This is a genomic window from Arthrobacter sp. NQ4 (assembly GCF_029077345.1).
Taxonomy (GTDB): domain Bacteria; phylum Actinomycetota; class Actinomycetes; order Actinomycetales; family Micrococcaceae; genus Arthrobacter.
Genome location: NZ_JARETC010000010.1, coordinates 109,944 through 125,665, shown reverse-complemented (window position 1 = coordinate 125,665; position 15,722 = coordinate 109,944). Strand labels below are relative to the sequence as shown.

At 61.8% G+C, this 15,722-nt stretch carries 12 protein-coding genes; 8 read left to right on the top strand and 4 right to left on the bottom strand.

What is annotated here, in order from left to right:
• Nucleotides 1-20: 20 nt before the first annotated feature.
• Nucleotides 21-1,442: a chromosomal replication initiator protein DnaA gene (dnaA, locus tag PUN51_RS16175; protein WP_224023945.1), complete on the bottom strand. Its 1,422-nt coding sequence runs from the start codon at nt 1,440-1,442 to the stop codon at nt 21-23.
• Between the two features lie 470 nt (nt 1,443-1,912).
• On the opposite strand from dnaA, the gene rpmH reads away from it, so the two are divergent.
• The 8 genes from rpmH to PUN51_RS16135 all read left to right on the top strand — a co-directional run bounded on the left by rpmH (nt 1,913) and on the right by PUN51_RS16135 (nt 7,619).
• Nucleotides 1,913-2,050: a 50S ribosomal protein L34 gene (gene rpmH / locus PUN51_RS16170; protein WP_003800212.1), complete on the top strand. Its 138-nt coding sequence runs from the start codon at nt 1,913-1,915 to the stop codon at nt 2,048-2,050.
• A gap of 40 nt (nt 2,051-2,090) precedes the next feature.
• Nucleotides 2,091-2,501: a ribonuclease P protein component gene (gene rnpA, locus PUN51_RS16165; protein ID WP_275181739.1), complete on the top strand. Its 411-nt coding sequence runs from the start codon at nt 2,091-2,093 to the stop codon at nt 2,499-2,501.
• Nucleotides 2,494-2,886 (top strand): membrane protein insertion efficiency factor YidD, encoded by a 393-nt coding sequence (gene yidD, locus PUN51_RS16160; protein ID WP_201302365.1) that lies wholly within the window; start codon nt 2,494-2,496, stop codon nt 2,884-2,886. Before rnpA ends, yidD begins: the two co-directional genes overlap by 8 nt.
• Nucleotides 2,887-2,901: 15 nt before the next feature.
• Complete coding sequence (yidC, locus tag PUN51_RS16155; RefSeq protein ID WP_159629390.1) at nt 2,902-3,873, top strand: membrane protein insertase YidC; 972 nt, start codon at nt 2,902-2,904, stop codon at nt 3,871-3,873.
• Nucleotides 3,873-4,436, top strand: coding sequence for a Jag family protein (locus tag PUN51_RS16150; protein WP_159629392.1), 564 nt, complete (start codon nt 3,873-3,875; stop codon nt 4,434-4,436). Before yidC ends, PUN51_RS16150 begins: the two co-directional genes overlap by 1 nt.
• 20 nt (nt 4,437-4,456) lie before the next feature.
• Entirely contained in the window at nt 4,457-5,107 is a 651-nt protein-coding gene (gene rsmG, locus PUN51_RS16145; RefSeq protein WP_275181738.1) for a 16S rRNA (guanine(527)-N(7))-methyltransferase RsmG, read from the top strand.
• Between the two features lie 89 nt (nt 5,108-5,196).
• Complete coding sequence (locus PUN51_RS16140) at nt 5,197-6,279, top strand: ParA family protein (protein ID WP_224023937.1); 1,083 nt, start codon at nt 5,197-5,199, stop codon at nt 6,277-6,279.
• 65 nt (nt 6,280-6,344) lie between these two features.
• Nucleotides 6,345-7,619: a ParB/RepB/Spo0J family partition protein gene (locus tag PUN51_RS16135; RefSeq protein WP_275181736.1), complete on the top strand. Its 1,275-nt coding sequence runs from the start codon at nt 6,345-6,347 to the stop codon at nt 7,617-7,619.
• A 4,720-nt stretch (nt 7,620-12,339) separates the two neighbouring features.
• Here the strand turns inward: PUN51_RS16135 and trxA are convergent.
• The 3 genes from trxA to PUN51_RS16120 all read right to left on the bottom strand — a co-directional run bounded on the left by trxA (nt 12,340) and on the right by PUN51_RS16120 (nt 15,560).
• Nucleotides 12,340-12,666 carry a thioredoxin gene (gene trxA / locus PUN51_RS16130; protein ID WP_224023934.1) on the bottom strand — a complete coding sequence of 109 codons (327 nt, stop codon included), beginning with the start codon at nt 12,664-12,666 and terminating at the stop codon, nt 12,340-12,342.
• Between the two features lie 36 nt (nt 12,667-12,702).
• A complete protein-coding gene (gene trxB / locus PUN51_RS16125; protein ID WP_275181734.1) occupies nt 12,703-13,659 on the bottom strand; it encodes a thioredoxin-disulfide reductase in 957 nt (318 codons plus the stop codon).
• 215 nt (nt 13,660-13,874) lie between these two features.
• Entirely contained in the window at nt 13,875-15,560 is a 1,686-nt protein-coding gene (locus PUN51_RS16120; protein ID WP_275181732.1) for a discoidin domain-containing protein, read from the bottom strand.
• Nucleotides 15,561-15,722: the final 162 nt, after the last annotated feature.

The window sequence follows — 15,722 nt, the reverse complement described above, 5'->3', positions numbered from 1 at the left end:
GTGCCGGGCGCGGTGTGGATTCAGGAGTCGCGCTGTTGCTGCTTGATCCGGTTGGTCAGCTCGGTCACCTGGTTGTAGATCACACGGCGCTCCGCCATCAGCTCGCGGATCTTCCGGTCGGCATGGATGACGGTGGTGTGGTCGCGGCCGCCGAGTTCCTGGCCGATCTTGGGAAGTGACATGTCCGTCAGCTCCCGGCAGAGGTACATGGCGATCTGGCGTGCGGTCACCAGCGTCCGGGTCCGGGATTTGCTGCAGAGTTCCTCCATGCTGAGCTTGAAGTAGTCAGCTGTCTGCTGGAGGATCTGGGCGGACGTGATCTCCTGGGCGCCGTCGTCGGTAATCAGGTCCTTCAGGACCATCTCGGCAAGGGCCACGTCCACCGGCTGGCGGTTCAGGCTGGCGAACGCCGTCACCCTGATCAGTGCACCTTCAAGCTCGCGGATGTTGCTGGAGATCTTGGATGCGATGTACTCGAGGGCATCATCCGGCGCCGACAGGCCCTCGCTGAGCGCCTTCTTGCGGAGGATGGCGATTCGGGTCTCAAGTTCCGGCGGCTGGATGTCCGTCAGCAGGCCCCACTCAAAACGCGACTTCATGCGGTCCTCGAAGCCGGCCAGCAGCTTGGGCGGCTGGTCCGAGGTGATGACCACCTGCTTGTTGTTGTTGTGCAGGGCATTGAAGGTGTGGAAGAACTCCTCCAGCGTCCGGTCCTTGCCGGCCAGGAACTGGATGTCATCGATCAGCAGGACGTCCACATTGCGGTAGGTCGTCTTGAAGCTCGTGCCCTCATCATCACGGATGGAGTTAATGAAGTCGTTGGTGAACTCTTCGGAATTTACGTATCGGACGCGGATCCCGCTGTACAGGCGCCGGGCGTAGTGGCCGATGGCGTGCAGGAGGTGGGTCTTGCCCAGACCGGAGTCACCATAGATGAAGAGCGGGTTGTATGCCTTGGCAGGTGCTTCGGCAACAGCAACGGCGGCAGCGTGGGCGAAACGGTTCGAGGAACCAATCACGAAGGTGTCAAAGACGTACTTGGGGTTCAGCCGGCCGAATTCGTGCGAGGTGCTGGGCAGCATGGGCTGCGGTTTCTGCTCGATGACCTGGTCCGGTGCGAAAGCCGGCTCGACGATGGGTTCGGGTTCCTCGTGGAGGGGGACCAGATCGGTGTCCACATCGATGGCGCAGCGGATGTCTTCGGAGAAGACATTGTGCAGTGCATCGTCGAGGGCTTCCTTGACCTGGGTCTGGAGCACCTCGCGGGTGAGTTCGTTGGGTACGGCGACCAGGAGCGTGGAACCAATGAGGCCCTGCGCCTGGGCGAGGATGACAAAGCCACGCTGGCGCGGTGTTACGCGGTGGTCCTGTTCCAGCAGGCTGACAACCCGGCGCCAGGAACTTCCGACAGTATTGGCGTGGTTGGCTTCGTCTACTGTCATCAATCGGTTCCCTCAAAACTTGCTATGCCTGCATTGCCTGCAGCCCCAAGTCCGGAACCAGGGTGCTGGCCCAGCTTAATCCACAGGGTTATGCACAGTCCGTGGATAATCGGCTACTGGGACACTCTAGGGGATGAAAAGCCTAGAAGATAGCTGGCTATCCGGCTGTGGATAATTACACGGTTGTGGTTCCGGAAGCACCCCTGTGAGCCACTTCATCCACAGGCTGTTGGGGATAGTTAGGAACAGCTGGGGACAGCCGTGATGGGCCGCCCCGGTTTGACTCGGGCTTGCAGATTGCCCTAACGTTGTGAAGTCCTTTGTGTCCGCTTTTTGGCCCCATCTGAACATCCAAGCGCAACGCGCCTGGAGCAGCCGGGGGAAGCGTGCATATACAAAACTTAGCGTCGGCCAGTTCTTCCCCATTACTGATCGGGTGGGCGCACCTTTGATCCACTGGAGTAACTAACGTGAGCAAGCGGACTTTTCAGCCGAATAACCGCCGTCGAGCCAAGAAGCACGGCTTCCGCCTTCGTATGCGTACCCGTGCCGGCCGTGCCATCCTGGCAGCCCGTCGTGGCAAGGGCCGCACCGAACTGTCGGCCTAAATAACTGGCTTATCGGTAGACATCCCTTTGCGAGTTTAAGGTGCTGGCCACCCGCAACCGCCTGAGGACCTCAACTGATTTTTCAACAACTGTACGTTCCGGTGTCCGCAATGGGCGCCGGAACGTAGTGTTATATGCGGCAGCCATTGCTGCCGACGAACCCAGCCGGATCGGGTTCATTGTTTCCAAGAGTGTAGGGAACGCTGTGGTCAGGAACCTCGTTAAGAGGAGACTGAGAGAAGCGGGTGCTGCCTCGTTGCGCGAGCACGGCACAGGACTCGCTATCGTGGTGCGGGCGCTTCCTGCGTCCGCTTCCGCCAGCTGGGACCAGCTGCTGTCGGACTACAACGCTGCACTGGAATCTACGCTGCACCGGCTGGCCGGCCGCCCTTCGCGGGCTGCTGCCAGGGGTTCAGCCGGTACAACACAGGAGGGGACACCGCGTGCCTAACGCCACCGCCGTCGTCGCCCGTCTCCGCACAGTGTTTGCCGCCGTCGGGAAGTTCCTCTGGAACCTGCCCCGGAACATCCTCATCCTTCTGCTGATGGCCTACCGCAAGGTGGTTTCTCCCTTGTACGGTCCGGTCTGCCGGTTCTTCCCTTCATGCTCGGCCTATGCCCTTGAAGCGGTCACCGTCCACGGCGCGGTCAAGGGAAGCTGGCTTGCCGCGCGCCGGCTTGGCCACTGCCACCCATGGAACGCCGGTGGAGTGGACCACGTCCCCGCCGGCGGCCGGGAATGGCCTCCAGGCCAGACCCCCACAATTGTTGTGCTGAACAATCCGGACAGGTACCTGGTTGCTCGGACTGATGAAGAAGGCCGCAGTGCGGCCTGACGAATAGGGATAAGTATGGACTTCTTTGGAACAATCATGGCCCCGTTCAAGTGGCTGGTTTCCATCATCATGATTGGATTCCACGATGGCCTGAGCGCCATCGGGATGCCCGCCGCGAACGGCTGGACGTGGACACTGTCCATCATCGGACTGGTGCTGGTGATCCGTGCCGCACTGATCCCGGTATTCGTCAAGCAGATCAAGGCCCAGCGCGGCATGCAGTTGCTGCAGCCGGACCTGAAGAAGCTCCAGGACAAGTACAAGGGCAAGACTGACCAGCTGTCCCGCCAGGCGATGGCCCAGGAACAGATGGCCATGTACAAGAAGCACGGGACCAACCCGTTCTCGGCGTGCCTGCCCATGCTGATCCAGATGCCGTTCTTCTTTGCCCTGTTCCAGGTGCTCTCCGGTATTTCCGCCGCCAAGGACCAGGGCGCCGGCATCGGGGCCATGAGCCACGAGCAGGTAGTCGAGTTCGATGCGTCAAGCATTTTTGGTGCTCCGCTGTCCGCTTCCCTGCTGCACGGCGGGGGCGGCAGCGGCCAGGTCGCCGTCGTGGTGCTCTCCATCGTGATGATCATTGCCATGACGGCCTCGCAGTTCATCACCCAGAAGCAGATCATGGCCAAGAACATGTCTGAAGAAGCCATGGCCAGCCCGTTCATGCGCCAGCAGAAGATGATGCTGTATATCCTGCCTCTCGTCTTCGGCGTGGGTGGCATCAACTTCCCCATCGGTGTGCTGATCTACTGGACCACCACCAACCTTTGGACCATGGGCCAGCAGTTCTTCGTCATCCGCCGCATGCCGACGCCGGGATCCCCCGCAGCCAAGGCCCTCGCCGAACGCCGTGCCGCCAAGGGCCTGCCGGCCCTGTCCGTCCTCAGCGGGAAGCGGGATGAAGCAGCGGACGCCGCAGCGGCGGCCGCAGTTGAGATCAAGGCGCAGCGCGTCCAGCCCCAGCGCAAGAACAGGAAGAAGAAGTAATGTCAGCTGAGAGCACCGAACACGCCTTTACTGAAGAAATCGAAGATCAGGACGTGTCCGTGGGCCAGGATGGTTCGTCCCCCAAGGGCTCCACCGCAAGTCGCCTCGAAGAAGAGGGCGACGTGGCTGCCGATTACCTGGAAGAGCTGCTGGACATTGCCGACATCGACGGCGACATCGACATCGAGGTCCGCAACGGACGGACCTACATCTCCATCGTCGCCGAGGATGAGGCCGAGGGGCTGGAAGGCCTGGTTGGCGAGGACGGTGAAGTCCTGGAAGCTTTGCAGGAGCTCACCCGCCTGGCAGTGCTGTCCGCAACGGAGAACCGTTCGCGGCTTGTCCTGGACATCAACGGCTACCGGCAGGAACGTACCGGGCATTTGCAGAAGATCGCCGAAGAGGCCGCGGCTTCCGTGAAGGAAACCGGCAAGTCGGTGGCCCTTGAGCCGATGAGCGCCTACGAACGCAAGATCGTGCACGACGCCGTTGCCGATCTCGGCCTGGTCAGCGAGTCCGAGGGCGAAGGCGCCGGACGCCACATTGTTGTTTCCGCAGACTAGAGAATGCTGACCCAATAGTTATGGTTGACATCACGGCAGCAGAGCTTCGCGCTGCTGAGAAGATCTTCGGCGACCGCCTCGAGCTGGCCAAGCGGTACGTTGAGCACCTCGCTACGTCCGGGACGGAACGGGGCCTGATCGGCCCGCGCGAGGTTCCCAGGCTGTGGAGCCGCCACGTGCTCAATTGCGCGGTCATTGAAAGCGAGATCGCCCACGGGAGCCATGTGGCCGACGTCGGAAGCGGCGCAGGACTGCCTGGCATTTGCCTTGCGATCGCGCGTCCCGACCTTGAGCTGACCCTCATCGAACCGCTGGAGCGCCGGGTGATCTGGCTCCAGGAAGTGGTTGATGACCTCGGCCTGGACAATGTCACGGTGATGCGTACCCGGGCCGAGCTGGCCGTGGGTCACGTGGAGGCCGACGTTGTGACCGCCCGGGCCGTATCGGCATTGACAAACCTCGCTGGCCTTACCATCCCCCTGTTGGGAGGGCGCGGTGAAGTGGTGGCCATCAAGGGCCGCAGCGCCGGCGAAGAGATCGAGAAGGCGGCAAAGACCATCCGGAAGCTGGGTGGTGTGGAGACCTCGGTGCTGACGGTGGGTGACAACCTGCTGGAAGAGCCCACCACGGTGGTCCGCATCGTGGTGAACAAGTCCCAAAAGAAGTCCTAACGCGGGCCCGCTGACGGCTGTCAGCAGGTGCGAGCAGTTAGGCTAGACAACGGCAGCAAAATTGGCTGAACGAGAGTGAGTGTGCCCCAGTGACCAGTAGTGAAGCCTCCGCACAACGGATCCCGCCGTTTGTGTCCTTGGGGTCGGCACGTTCTGTCGCTGGGTCAGGACTGGCGGGCACCGCCATGGCTCCGGGTCGGGGTGGTAATCACCCTAAGACGGTTGCCTCGCCCACGTCCGCTAGCGCGGTTTCACGTGAAACAACCCCCGGCGGTCGTTCCAACGTCATTGACGCCATTGACGACTCGAGCCCCATCGCCCGCGAGCTTGCCCACGAGACGAAGCGCCGTGAGCGCCTGATGGGACGAAAGCTTCCGCGCCCGGAAAAGACCCGGATCTTCACGGTGTCCAACCAAAAGGGCGGAGTGGGCAAAACCACCACCACCGTGAACATCGCCGCCGCGCTGGCTGCTGCCGGACTCAACGTCCTGGTCATCGATATCGATCCGCAGGGCAATGCTTCCACTGCCTTGGGAATCGAACACCACGCAGACGTGGACAGCATCTACGACGTCCTGATCAATGACGTCCCGCTGGCTGATGTTGTTGCCCCGTGCCCGGACATCGGAAAGCTCATCTGTGCGCCGGCCACCATCCACCTTGCCGGTGCGGAAATTGAACTGGTGTCGCTCGTGGCCCGCGAACAGCGTTTGCGGCGGGCCATCGACGTCTACGCGAAGGTGCGCGAGAAGAACGGCGAAGAGCGCCTGGACTACGTCTTCATCGACTGCCCGCCGAGCCTGGGCCTGCTGACCGTCAACGCTTTTTGTGCGGCCAACGAGGTACTGATCCCCATCCAGTGCGAGTACTACGCGTTGGAAGGCCTCAGCCAGCTCCTCAAGAACATTGAGATGATCCAGAAGCACCTCAATGCAGATCTTGTTGTCTCCACCATCCTGCTGACCATGTACGACGGCCGCACAAACCTCGCTGCACAGGTAGCCGCCGAGGTGCGCCAGCACTTCCCCGAGCAGGTGCTCTCGGCCGTCGTGCCGCGGTCCGTGCGGATCTCCGAGGCCCCCAGCTACCAGCAGACCGTCATGACGTACGACCCTTCCTCAAGTGGTGCACTGTCCTACTTGGAAGCCGCTGCTGAAATAGCCGAACGCTAGAATCTTCAATACCGCAACGCACGGAGCCAGGCTGGTCCTGGGTCTACCACTGGAGGGATTTACCCATGAGCGAGAAGCGACGGGGCCTAGGCCGCGGTCTTGGCGCGCTGATTCCTAGTTCCGCCGCAGCCAATGGGTCCTCCGGTAACGGTGGGGCGGTGTCCCGGCCCGTGGATCTCTTCTTCCCCGAGGGTCGGAAGAAGACTGAACCGTTGGAGCAATCGGCGACGCCTGCCGCGCCCGCCGCTGCCAAGACCCAGGCAAAGGATTCCGCGGGTTCGGACAACCGGTCCTCAGCCAGGCCGGCGGCTGCCAAGTCCACTGGGGCCAAGGTCAGTGAAGACGGAAAGACGGAGGCAGCTTCAGCTGCGGCTACCGCTCCAACGAAAAGGGCTCCCGCCAAAAAGGCGCCCGTGCCCAACCCTGAGGTGAAGGCAGCCGCTGAACCTGGCCCTTCAATGGAAGCATCTGCTGCTGCCGGGGTAACGAGTCCAGCGGACTCCGGTGTCGAACTCGTGGAGGTTCCCGGCGCCCGTTTCGCGGAAATCCCCGTTGCTGATATCCATCCCAACCGGAAACAGCCCCGAAGCGTCTTTGATGAAGACGACATGGCCGAGCTGGTTCATTCCGTGCGGGAAATCGGCGTCCTGCAGCCAATTGTTGTCCGTACTTCAACCGAAGACGGTAGCGAACCCTATGAGCTCGTCATGGGTGAGCGCCGGTGGCGTGCTGTGCAGGCAGCAGGGCTGGAAACCATTCCCGCGATCATCCGTGACACAACGGATGACGACCTCTTGCGGGATGCCCTGCTCGAGAACCTGCACCGCAGCCAGCTGAACCCCCTTGAAGAGGCGGCGGCTTACCAGCAGCTCCTGGAGGACTTCGGCACCACCCACGAGCAGCTGGCCGACCGTATCGGCCGTTCCCGGCCCCAGGTGTCCAATACGCTTCGCCTCCTCAAGCTGCCCCCTCTGGTGCAGCGCCGCGTGGCCGCCGGTGTGCTTTCCGCAGGCCATGCCAGAGCCCTTCTGTCGCTTCCGGATGCAGCAGCCATGGAACGGCTGGCCCAGAAGATCGTGGCGGAAGGGATGTCCGTCAGGGCAACAGAGGAAGCAGTGACCCTCTACCAGGATCCTGCCAAGCCTCCCAAGAACAACATTCCGCGCCCCGGTGCGAGGCACGAGCGGCTGGACTATCTTGCATCCTCGCTCTCCGACCGTCTTGACACCAACGTCAAGATCTCGCTGGGCGTCAGGAAAGGCAAGGTCAGTATCGAGTTTGCCAGCGTTGAGGACTTGAACCGGATCATGGACGTCCTGGCGCCGGGTTCCAGTAACTAATCCCTGAGAAAGGCCCGATTCTTTGTGAATCGGGCCTTTTTTGTCTTAGGTGGCCTAGGAGCTTATCCAGCCCACCCAACGGCCGGCTGTTAGGTGGAGATGCTCATACCTGCGACCCTTACCGGCGTCTTGTGGTTTCGTTGTACCTTGTCCGCGTCGGAGAGGGAGACTGCGTCAGGCACGGCGGTCAGCGCACCGGGTTCGGATGGCCGGTAGGCGTGGAGCAGCCCGCGCGCTCCCCGTCGGAAGAGTTTGGAATGAGAGTCTGAAGAAATTCTGGTCGAGGACTGTTTCGCCGCAAGCTGCGCAGCCAGGGAGCGGTTCATGAAGGCTCCGACCGCGTTTCTGCGGTTCCACCAAGCGTGCAGGATCCCAGCGGGGATTGCGTTTCACCGCGTCAACGCCCGCGTCTACGTTTCACGTGAAACTCCTGGTAGGCCAGAACTACCGAAGTCGTCTGACCCAGCCGTACTGGTGCTGGCACCCCAAAATACGAGGCGTTTGCCGTATCTAGAGCGACACTGTGGGCCCTTTTGCTGCCCAGTAGTGGGGGGCAAAGTGTGTTGTACAACGGACATTGCAGTCGCCTAGGAGAAGCGGCGACGTTTGGCGCCGACTTGAGCGGCTGTAGGCACGGGTCGTGATCGCCCAAGTACACGCCACTCCGCGGGCAGGACATGGTCTGGGGTCGCTCATGCCGTGAGTTGGCGCCTACAGCCGGCTTTATACGCTATCTCCTGGTGCGCTGCACCTGTCATCTCCTGTTGATCCGTACTGCATACGGGAATGAGCGGGATGAGCACCCTGGCGGCCCATAAGCCGCGCTGATGCGGCCACAACATCGAAGGAGTCCCCGCATTCAGTGGCGTCAGAATGCTGTATCTTCTACCACTACCAGCCGTCTCGCCGTGCCGCTCGCCCCCGGCGAGGCAGCGTGCGCTGCCCCATAATGCGCTTTCGTAGTTTCCGGCTGGTCTACTCTGCGTATCCGCTGGTACCCAGCCTTTGCCGATCCTTCGAGAAGACGACGCGGCTTTGGGGGACTTTCGCTCGGCAAAGGGGCGCGGACGTTCGAGGGAAGAGCTTATGCTGGCCGGAGCTGTGCCGGTTTCACGTGAAACATACAGAGACCCGTGGTGAGCGTGGACGTTTCACGTGAAACCTTGCACCGCATTGCTGTCAGCCGTGGGCGGATGCCGCCCGATACTGGCGGCCGGGCGTGGGGTGGCCTCAAGAGGCTCGGCAAACCTTATCTGCCATGCACCGACGAGGACCCACCTCAGATGTCCACGTCTGAAGTAGACAATCAGATGCATCCCAACCGGGTCGTGATGCCTGTGCATCATTACCGCCTAGACCCCGATTCTAGGGCTTGCAAGCGTTTCACGTGAAACAAGCGGTGCAGGCGCTCCGCTAGGAGAGACAACTAGCTAGCAGTAACCAGGGCAGAGAGGGGGCAGTGCAGGCGGACTCCCCCGTCTACAAAAGCCCATCAGGCGTCAAGGGGCGTCAGCACGCCTGCAGTCCTCCGAGTAATGGAGCCTCTAGTCAGTTAGTCTCAGGCCAGAGGCACCTAGTATCGGCCGGGAGCGACAATAGCCATGCCTCTACACTCCGTGGCCCGGTGACTGTCTGGGCTCCTAGCCGCGGCGACGTCGGTTTATCTGCGTTGCTGCGTTGCTGCGTTGCTGCGTTGCTGCGTAGCCGCGCTGAGGCGCTGAAGGATCGACTCACCTTGGAGCTTTCTCTGTCCCGGTAATGTGGCACTTCCCGGTATGCTGACCGCCGATAGGTAGGAAGCCCCACACTTTGCGCGCGGTCTCCTTTTTCCCGCCCTCTCCATGGTGTTGTTCTGCAGTCTGCGACAATAATCCCACCAACTGGTGCGCATCGCCGGTGCCATTGGCACTTCGGCACTGCGCTCAGGAACGTAGCCCGCTACCGAGGGGAATGTCGAACTCCCTGAGTGACCGGCTGTGTACTGCTGAGGCTCCGTACCTGACATCCGGGGAGAGCCGCTACGCGTTTTACCGGTCCAGTCGGACGGTTCCATTTCCTGTCACGCGGTGATCCTCCCCATGAGGCGTCCTGCAGTCCCAGGGATGCGGTATAGCTGGTTGTCGGTGGTGAGCCTGCAGCAGTCCAGCCACGCGCGCGGGTAGGCGGGCGGCCCCTGCAGACGTGCAGTCCCCCCGGTCTGCGTATGAGTTCCTGCCCGTCGCCTGGGAGGGACCTGTCTTCGACTGGAGTCACCAGCGGGCGGGAGTCTTCCAGGCAGCACTCCCATTTCTGGCCGCCCGGGCCAGGGCAGCAGAATCTGCTCCTGCCCTAACGAGAAGGGCAAATGCCCGGTGGATATCCCTGTGGATAACGTTGGGGATATCACGCGCCAGCATTGCGCCGGGACTAACCCCTGGGAGTGCCGCAGAGGGTTGGTCACGACCGCACGACTAGGGCCGTGGAACCAGTGACGCCGCATGTGCTCGCGGATGTTTCACGTGAAACCGCTGGGGCTGACCATACGTGCGGGTCGACGATGTATAGACTACTCAAATTGGTTACGGAGGTACCCTGGATGCGGGGCCAAGGGCCCCACGGATAGCGTGTCACGTCGATGGGCTCACACGACAAGACCTCAGTATGGGTCTTGCCGGCCACGGGCCCCACACTAGCTCCAGTGGACGCAGACTCGAAAGCGCCGCGGGCCTGTGGATAAGTGTGTGGATTACTGAGGCGCTATGTTGTGGATAACAGTGTGGATAAAATCACAGTCCCTTGCCGCTTATGGGTATGGTGCCAGTGACGGAGTCAGCGGACAGCTGCAGTATTCAGCCCTGTCTTTCGCGGGCAGTCCGTAAGTCCGCTTGGCCTTAGCGTGGCCCTGAGAGGCGTAACGGTCTGAGCTGAGTGCTTCGAGCGGCAGCGTATTTGTCTGCCTGGATGCATTTTCAGTACAGGCGGCAGGTCCTCACCCAGCCCCCCCTACAACCTTGCATGGGACAGCAGAGTCCAGTGGCGGACACTCAAGCGCGAGGAGCCGACGTTCCGGAGCCCAGAACCCGCTGTGATGGCGGTCCTATTTGAATATGACACGTGCTTCGTGGGCCCTAGCCTCCAGAGGCTGCGGGCGCTCCATCCTTCCACACCGACCACCGTACCCGGGCCACCGGATACAGGCTAGCTGCCAGCTGGATAGCGGCGGTTCCCTGTTATCCGGAACGTCAACTGTTCCGCCTGTCGGCTGCGATACCAATCGCTGCCCTCTCCCGAATGTCGGCGCGGTCCCCCTCTCTCTCGAGTAGAATGACGAAGCAGCCGCAGAGTCCATATTCGACCCGCCACATAGCTGCGCGCTCAGTATTCTGGGCCGCCGTTTCACGTGAAACATGCCGGCCGTCGCCAGGGATTGTTTCACGTGAAACAGCTCAGGAGTAGCTGGATGGCAGGCAAGACTCCGTCGGAGTTCCTAAACGCGTGATTGAGTTGCTTCTGAATCTGTGAGTGGACATCGGGCGTCCACCGAAGGGCACGTGGGCTTTCAGATCGTTCACCACGCTTCAATGGTGGCCACGCCATACCCCCAAGCGTGGCCCTGGCTGGCGCGCGCGTTACTGAGTCGCCCGCATTCATGACCCGCGCCGCGCCAACCTCTACGGATCCGTGCGGCTAAGCGTCTTGTACCCGGTAGACGCTTTTGGTACCCGCTATACGCACGGTGATCCTCAAACTATGGTGACCTATCGTCGCGATGGTGTGCTGCAGCATCTTTTGTACGCAACCCCAAAACACGCGCGGCCAAGCTACCAGGTTCGCCCGCCTGTGCACGTGCTGTCCAGCCACATCCAACATGGATGTAGGCGGCTGCGGGTTCCCTGCTCGGCGCTCGTCCTGTGGCCGACGCAGAAGGCCAGCATCCAGGTCCCTATACCTTCGACTCTGATATATGCGTCTCCGATGCGGGTACCTGCTTTCTGCAATGGCGCAGGAAGCACGCTGGACAATGGATATTTGCATCCGGACGACCAGGCGGATACCTGTCGAAGATGGGCCAGCTTTGTTCCGGCCGAGCCGCGGCCCGAGGTGCAGCCTTCCCGTAGGCTGCTTCCGCCGAATGGTGACATACTCCGAGGGGCAAAGTGATGAGTGCGCCCCGACACCTAGCGGGCTAGATTGGGGCGCTGAGCGCTGCATGTTTCACGTGAAACAGTGCTCCAAGCGTCATCAAGGGTTCATAGCTAAGACTTACCATCGGCCTTCGACGGTGGTGGGTGCTCCAAGCTGGGGTCATCCCCCGACGTCCTGGCATATCGCTTCGCAGACGCACTTGATGCATTTTCCATAACGTCGATCTACATGCGCATTCCGCTACCGATGCAAGCAGATGCGCTCATCCAAAAACGGTCAGCAGGCGCCATATGCTGACCGGGCGGCCTACGTACATCACAGCTCGGCATAAGCCTTAATGCCTCAGTGGTAGTGAATCGGCACGTGTGTGGAAACGAGTTCCGCGTCGATTGGCCGTGTTTCACGTGAAACGTACCGGCAACGGGCACCCAGGCGCAGGCTTCGGACCATCCGCACACCTGCACACACGTCTCATGTCTACCACCATGACTCCAGAGCTCCAGATCTCCGGAGCACAGGCAAAAAAGTGGCCACCACCCGAAGGCGATGGCCACTTTCCGTTAGACCCCGGCTAAACCCGCAGGGTCCCCCGATACTAGGACAGAACGTCAGAGAATTCCTTCTCGAAGAACTGCTTCGGCTTGGCACCGATAACGGTGTTCTTCACTTCGCCGCCCTGGAATAGGTAGACGGCCGGAATGGAAGTGATTCCGTACTGGGCAGCAATGGCGGGGTTGTCGTCGACGTTGACCTTGACGACGTTAACCTTTTCGCCGTATTCCACTGAAATTTCATCCAGAATTGGTCCGAGCTTGCGGCAGGGACCGCACCATTCGGCCCAGAAATCAACAATTACCGGCTTATCGGCGGACAGGACATCGGTGCCGAAACTTGCGTCAGTCACATCTTTTGCGTTGCTCATAACCTTATCTTTCTCTTCGAATAACAGTGGCGCAGATTATGCGGGCAGGTCTGCCAGGTAGTGCTCAACATCGATGGCCGCAACACATCCCGAACCCGAGGCGGTAATCGCCTGGCGGTAGGTGGGATCCACAACGTCACCGGCAGCGAAGACACCCGGGAGACTGGTGCGGGAGCTCCTCCCGTCCACGGCAATGGTTCCCTCCGGGGTCAGATCCAGAACGCCCTTGACGAGGTCAGTGCGGGGGTCATTGCCGATGGCGACAAATACACCGGTGACGGGAAGATCGGACAGGGAGCCGTCCAGGAGGTTCTTCAGCCGAAGACCGGTCACCTTCTCGGTTCCCAGGACGTCATCGACGGTGCTGTTCCAGACGAAGTTGATCTTTTCGTGGGCGAGTGCGCGGTCGGCCATGATTTTCGATGCCTTCAGCGAGTCACGGCGGTGGACAACCGTTACTGATTTCGCGAACTTGGTGAGGAACAGCGCCTCTTCCATGGCGGAGTCGCCGCCGCCGATGACAGCGATGTCCTGATCCTTGAAGAAGAAACCGTCACAGGTTGCGCACCAGCTCACACCGTGGCCCGAGAGCCGCTTCTCATTGGGCAGGCCCAATTCCCGGTACGCGGAGCCGGTGGAGAGAATGACAGCCTTTGCCTTGAAGGTCTCCCCCGTAGCGATGGTGACCGTCTTGACGGGGCCGTCGAGCTCAAGGGCCGTTACATCCTCGAACTGGATCTCCGTCCCGAATCGTGCCGCCTGCTTCTCGAAGTTTTCCATCAGGTCCGGGCCCATGATGCCTTCCGGGAACCCAGGATAATTCTCCACGTCCGTGGTGTTCATCAGTTCGCCGCCGGCGGTTACCGAACCAGCCAGCAGCAAAGGCTTGAGGTTTGCCCTGGCTGTGTAGACGGCGGCCGTGTAGCCCGCCGGACCTGAGCCCACAATAATGACGTCGCGAACGTCCGACGCCGTCTTCTCTTCGATGGTCACTGGACCGTGAACCTCTTCCTTGTTCGACTCGCCTCCCGGTGGAGGCCGGCCACATGGCACAACTGTGTCCGGGTGCTGAATATTCCAGCGCCCGGACACCGTGGGCCATCGCAGGAGACAGAGGTCCAGCCGTCGCAGGGCGCTCTTTGTAGACTACATTCCCTGCTGCTGGGGAATGGATTCCAGCAGCAGGGGTGCACTATTGCGACTAAGCGCTACTGGACCTTGATTTCTGCGAGCCGGAGACCATAGCCGTACCGGGTCTTGGGCGCCGCAAGTTTGGGCAGTGCATTGATCGATACGATGACGTACTGCGCCTGGACGGGTTCCGGGAGGGGCATGTTCAGGTCAGTGGACGTGAAGCTGTTCGTCCCGACTGCCTTGGCGCCGTCCATGGAAGGCTTGTCGTTGGTGTAAACGGTGATGTTGCCGCCCGATCCCCCGAGCTGGGAGAGCGTGATGGAAGAGATGGTGGCAGTGCCCTTCAACTTCACAACCAGCGGGACGCCCTGGGGAGCCAGGCCACCCCAGTTCTCAGTGGCGAACTCCATGTCCGACCAGTAGCTGGCGGCGTTGCCGTCATATGCCTTGACCAGGTCTCCGTCGAAGGTCGCGGCGAAATCGAAGTTCCCCTGGCGGGTGACACTTTCGATGGCCGGCGGGACCACCGGCGGCGCGGACGGGGCTGCCTGCGTTGCCGGTGCAGAGTTCTGCGGGGCGCCACTGGTAACAGGAGCAGCCGTCGGCTTGGCCTGCGGCTCCGACGTGAAGAGGCTTCCCAGGTTGGTCACGGCGAAGATCAGGCCTGCGATGAGCACTACAGCCAGCAGGCCCCCAACGAGCCAGCGCATCGACCGGGGCTGGTTTTCAGACTCATCACGGTCATCGTTGTAGTCGTCCCGGTCAGCGAACGACACACCGGCGGCAGCGGGCGCTGCAGCGCGGGCGAAGAGCGCCGACTTGCTCCTGACCGGGCGGGATTCCTCCGGAGCATCGTCTGTGTCCTCGTAGGGGTCCTGGTCCCCCGCCTGGGCGTAGTCGTCATTGGACCAGAGGGACACCTTGGGCTTGCGGTCCCCGGCGGAAGGCTGGGCACCTGCCGCAGTGTGGGCCACAGCAGCGGTATCGTTCGGGCCCGTATCCGCCTCGGCGGAGGCTGAACGCTCCGACGAGGTTGCAGCATTGTGCGCAACAGGCTGCGCGGCGGTGGCATTGGGATCAGTCCGAGAGGAGCCAGTCCCCGTCTTCGACGCGGGGGCCGCGGCACCAGCAGCCGCGGCACCTGATACAGCGGCACCAGCAGCTGCCGCGGCAGCTCCCGCACCGGCGCCAGTGCGGCCGGTGGAAGCCGGCTGCTGGGCGGCGGGCCGGACCGGAGGCCTGGGCGGGACGGCAGGAGCCGACCGGGCAGGAGCAAGCCGGTCCGGGGCAGAGCGGTAGGGATCAACCTGGTTGGGGTGAGAGTCGGCGTAGCTGATGTAGCCCGCCTCGACGTGGTCTTCCTCGTCGTACGGTTCGGGCTCGTGCGACCGCGCCTGTCCGAAGATTTCGCTGCCCAGGGTGTCCGTGAAGAACGGCTCCACGTAGGGCGGATTGGGGGCCACCACCAGGTCCAGGAGGTCGGCGGCCGACGTGTGGTTGGTAATGAGGTAGGTGGCGTCCTCGGTCACGCCAAGGTCCAGGACCTGCACCGTTCCGGGACGTTCGCCGGTGGCCACTTCGCGGGCGCTCTGCGCAACCTGCTCGGTGTTTTCAGGTCCGGCAACCAGGATGCTGACCGGGCGGTTGAGGACCTGGTCCACACCATCCAGCACCAGATCGTGGTCGTGCGAGGCCAACACTGTGGCGGTGACCTTGTAGCGGCCGCCCAGTACTGATCCGACATCGATCGGGTTGGACACGTGTTCCTCCTAGACTGTCCGGGATTGCCGGCCTCGGTGACGCAACCGCCCTTCAGGTGCCCGCGTCGCACGGCCTGCCCTGAATGCAACTACCCCTGTACCTGTTCGATCCTAGCCGATCCGCTCCCGGCGGCTGCGGAGAAGACGGGCGCCGCAGCGCAC

Excerpts from the sequence above, each read along its gene's own strand:
- PUN51_RS16135 (WP_275181736.1), top strand. The coding sequence starts at position 6,345 with ATGAGCGAGAAGCGACGGGGCCTAGGCCGCGGTCTTGGCGCGCTGATT.
- rsmG (WP_275181738.1), top strand. The coding sequence starts at position 4,457 with ATGGTTGACATCACGGCAGCAGAGCTTCGCGCTGCTGAGAAGATCTTC.
- dnaA (WP_224023945.1), bottom strand. The coding sequence starts at position 1,442 with ATGACAGTAGACGAAGCCAACCACGCCAATACTGTCGGAAGTTCCTGG.
- PUN51_RS16150 (WP_159629392.1), top strand. The coding sequence starts at position 3,873 with ATGTCAGCTGAGAGCACCGAACACGCCTTTACTGAAGAAATCGAAGAT.
- yidC (WP_159629390.1), top strand. The coding sequence starts at position 2,902 with ATGGACTTCTTTGGAACAATCATGGCCCCGTTCAAGTGGCTGGTTTCC.
- trxA (WP_224023934.1), bottom strand. The coding sequence starts at position 12,666 with ATGAGCAACGCAAAAGATGTGACTGACGCAAGTTTCGGCACCGATGTC.